Genomic DNA, 3,158 nt, shown 5'->3' with positions numbered 1-3,158 from the left:
AGTTCCGTGAAATTACGCTTGCCGCCGCCGTCTACAACGTCGAACAAGCCGTCAAACAATGAAACCCGACGCCTTCTGCGGATTCAATGAAGCCGACCGGAACCGATTGATTGCTGAAGAAGTCAGAAAACAGGTTGAGGATGGTGAGAAAATCCTTGTTTTTGCTATAAATGATGAACACGCGATACAGTTGACGGAGATGTTCAATCAGGTCTATTCGGATAAGCCGAACGACTACGTCCGGAAAATAACCTATACGACTGATAATGCTGAAGATGTCTTGAATAATTTCAAGAATGAGTATATGGAGCCGACCGTCGCTGTTACTGTTGAGATGGTGAGCACGGGAACAGATGTTCCCCCACTGCAGAATATCGTCTTTGCTCGCCCGGTCAAATCACCTATACTGTATAATCAGATGGTGGGCCGGGGAACTAGAACATGTGAAAGCATTGATAAGGAAAAATTCACTATTTTTGACTGTGTCGGTGTAATCGAATACTTCCAAGATCAAAAGCACCCACCATTCGACCAGTATAGAGCCGTAGATGATGAAAGTGGTAAAGAATCTGGCGGTACAGCTGAAGAGCGCAAGGATGACGATCTAGTGGTTGCAGATGATGTAACTGATGAGCTTATCGAGACAGAGTCGGGTTACCGCTTCCAGACAAAAGATGGAGAAGAACTGAGACCTGAAGACTATATTTCAGCTTTTGAACAGTACATCGCACAAAACAGTGATCGAATTGACGCAATCAATATTTTACAGAACAGGCCTGAGGATCTTCGACGCGAGCACTTGAAGGAACTTAATGAAAAATTGAGAGCAGAGTCAGAGACATTCACCGAGGAACGGCTTCAGAAGGCCTACAGTGAGGAAATGGTGGACTTGTTAGGCTTTGTTAAGCATGCCATAGGAGAGGATGAGTTCCCAACTACCGAGGAGCGTGTTGAGAAGGCCTTTGAGGTATGGGAGAAAGAACACGAATTCACAGAAGATGAGAGAAAGTGGCTAGATATGATTCGAGAACACTTCAAGCGTGAGAAAATGATAAAAGAAGATGACTTCAACGACATCCCATTTATAAGAAAAGGAGGATGGGATTCAGCGGCTGAAGCCTTCGGCGGAGAAGAACAACTAAAAGAGACTTTGGACGAACTTAATAAACAGGTGATACTGGCATGAGTGAAAATGGAAGGATGGATATCAAGAATAAAGTATGGGAAATCTGCGGTATTCTTCGAGATGACGGGATGCATATCGGGAGCTATGTTGAACAGGTAACTATATTGTTATTCTTGAAGATGATTGAGGAGCGAGAGGCAAAGTTCGAAGAGACAGAGGAGATCCCAGAAGAATACAGATGGGATCAATTAACAGAAAAAAACGGTGAGGAGCTGTTACAGCATTATGAAGATACACTGCGAGAGCTTGGTCGTCGAGAAGGCCTGCTCGGCGAGATCTTCGGGAGGGTCAACAGCCAGTTTAAGACGCCGGTAAATCTGAGTAAAGCTGTCGCCGAGGTCGATGCCATAGACTGGAACAAATACGAAGCAGACGTCAAAGGGGCAGCCTATGAGTCACTCCTGGAGAAGTACGCAGAAGAGGCCAAAGGAGCCGGACAGTACTTCACACCCCGCCCTGCGATTAATGCGACCGTCGAGGCTATTGACCCAGATCACGACGAAAAAATTCACGATCCAGCCGCAGGAACCGCAGGCTTCCTAATTGAAGCATATGAACATATCCTTGAGAAAAACAATGAAGGCCTAGATCTTAGCCGCGAAGAGCGAAAGCAGCTTAGCGAGGAGAATCTAACTGGCGTTGAGCTTGTTCCAGAGACTCGACGATTAGGCCTGATGAACATGGTTCTCCACGACTTGTATAGTGATATTAGGAGAGATAACTCTCTTCAGAATCCTCCGAGTGAGCGGTTTGATGTGATATTGGCTAATCCCCCTTATGGAGGTCAGAATCAACAGGAGCCGCTTAGAGACGACTTTTTTGTTGAAAGTAAGAAGCCTGAACTGAATTTCCTTCAGCATTCCTTTTCGATGCTAAATGACGATGGTCGGTGTGGTATCGTCGTGCCGGATGGTGTGCTCTTCCAGACCGGTCAGGCAAAACGCGTCAGAAAACACCTGATGAAGAACGCGGACATTCACACTATCTTGATCCTCCCGATTGGAGCTTTCCACCCCTATACCAACGTAACTACGAATATCGTCTTCTTCGACAAAGGGAGAGAGACAAACGAGGTCTACTTCTACGATCTAAGAACCGATGTAGAGAAAATCAAGAAGAGTAATCCGTTGACAGAAGATCACTTCATAGACTTCCTTAAAAACTGGGACTCCAGAGAAGACAGTGACCAATACTTCTCAGTGAGTATTGAGGAGATCAAAGAGAAGGACTGGAGTCTCAACTACAAGAAGTACAAAGAGTTCGATAATGGGGGCGAAGAACTTCCAGCACCCGAGGAACTCTTAACAGAACTCCTCGGGCTACAGGAAACTATTACGGAGAACACACAACAGATTCTCGACGAGATCGAGGCAGATAACTAATGGTATCTAAAGAAGAAGTTCCGGAACACTGGGAGTGGGAGAAATTAGGTAATTTGGTTAATGTAAATCCCAGATACGATCTTCCCGACCAGAATGAATTTCCTCATGTACCGATGAAAAAGGTGAGCGCCGAAGATAAAGAGATAATGGGCTTTGAAAGGAAGGATAACATCTACTCTGGCTTATCAAAATTTAAACAGGGGGATGTGCTCTTTGCCAGAATTACACCCTGTACAGAAAACGGAAAAGCAGCTTATGTTGAAGAGCTTCCTGAAGGCGAAAAAATATCCGTTGGATCTTCAGAGCTGGCTGTACTTTCTCCAAATGATGGTTTAAATTCTAGATATCTATATTACCTAATCCAGGAACCTTATCTCAGAAGTCAAGCAATTAACCAAATGAAGGGTGCTTCAGGAAGAAAGCGAGTCCCATATTCATTTTTCAGAGAAGACGCTGAAGTTCCTGTTCCGCCGCTGGAGGAGCAGAAAGCGATTGTCGGTACTTCACGAATGACGTAATCGGTCAGATTGAATCGTCGAATTAACCACGAGAAAGTGTCTGGTTCTGGATGTGTTTGAGATCCCTGAACC

The 3,158-nt window shown here is 45.1% G+C and carries 3 protein-coding genes; all 3 read left to right on the top strand.

Annotated features, from left to right (window positions below):
• Positions 1–58: 58 nt before the first annotated feature.
• From CHB65_RS16595 to CHB65_RS16585, 3 genes are read left to right on the top strand one after another with little or no spacing between them, the layout of a single operon-like run.
• Positions 59–1,186 carry a type I restriction-modification enzyme R subunit C-terminal domain-containing protein gene (locus CHB65_RS16595; RefSeq protein ID WP_089386120.1) on the top strand — a complete coding sequence of 376 codons (1,128 nt, stop codon included), beginning with the start codon at positions 59–61 and terminating at the stop codon, positions 1,184–1,186.
• On the top strand, positions 1,183–2,568 hold the full coding sequence (locus CHB65_RS16590) for a class I SAM-dependent DNA methyltransferase (protein WP_089386119.1): 1,386 nt from the start codon (positions 1,183–1,185) through the stop codon (positions 2,566–2,568). Before CHB65_RS16595 ends, CHB65_RS16590 begins: the two co-directional genes overlap by 4 nt.
• Entirely contained in the window at positions 2,568–3,086 is a 519-nt protein-coding gene (locus CHB65_RS16585; protein WP_089386118.1) for a restriction endonuclease subunit S, read from the top strand. The genes CHB65_RS16590 and CHB65_RS16585 overlap by 1 nt, the downstream gene beginning before the upstream one ends.
• The last annotated feature ends 72 nt before the right edge of the window (positions 3,087–3,158 follow it).

Source organism: Halorubrum vacuolatum (assembly GCF_900188065.1).
In the GTDB taxonomy this organism is placed as follows: domain Archaea; phylum Halobacteriota; class Halobacteria; order Halobacteriales; family Haloferacaceae; genus Halorubrum; species Halorubrum vacuolatum.
Note: the sequence above shows the minus strand (reverse complement) of the source record. Positions and strands in the feature narration are given on the sequence as shown.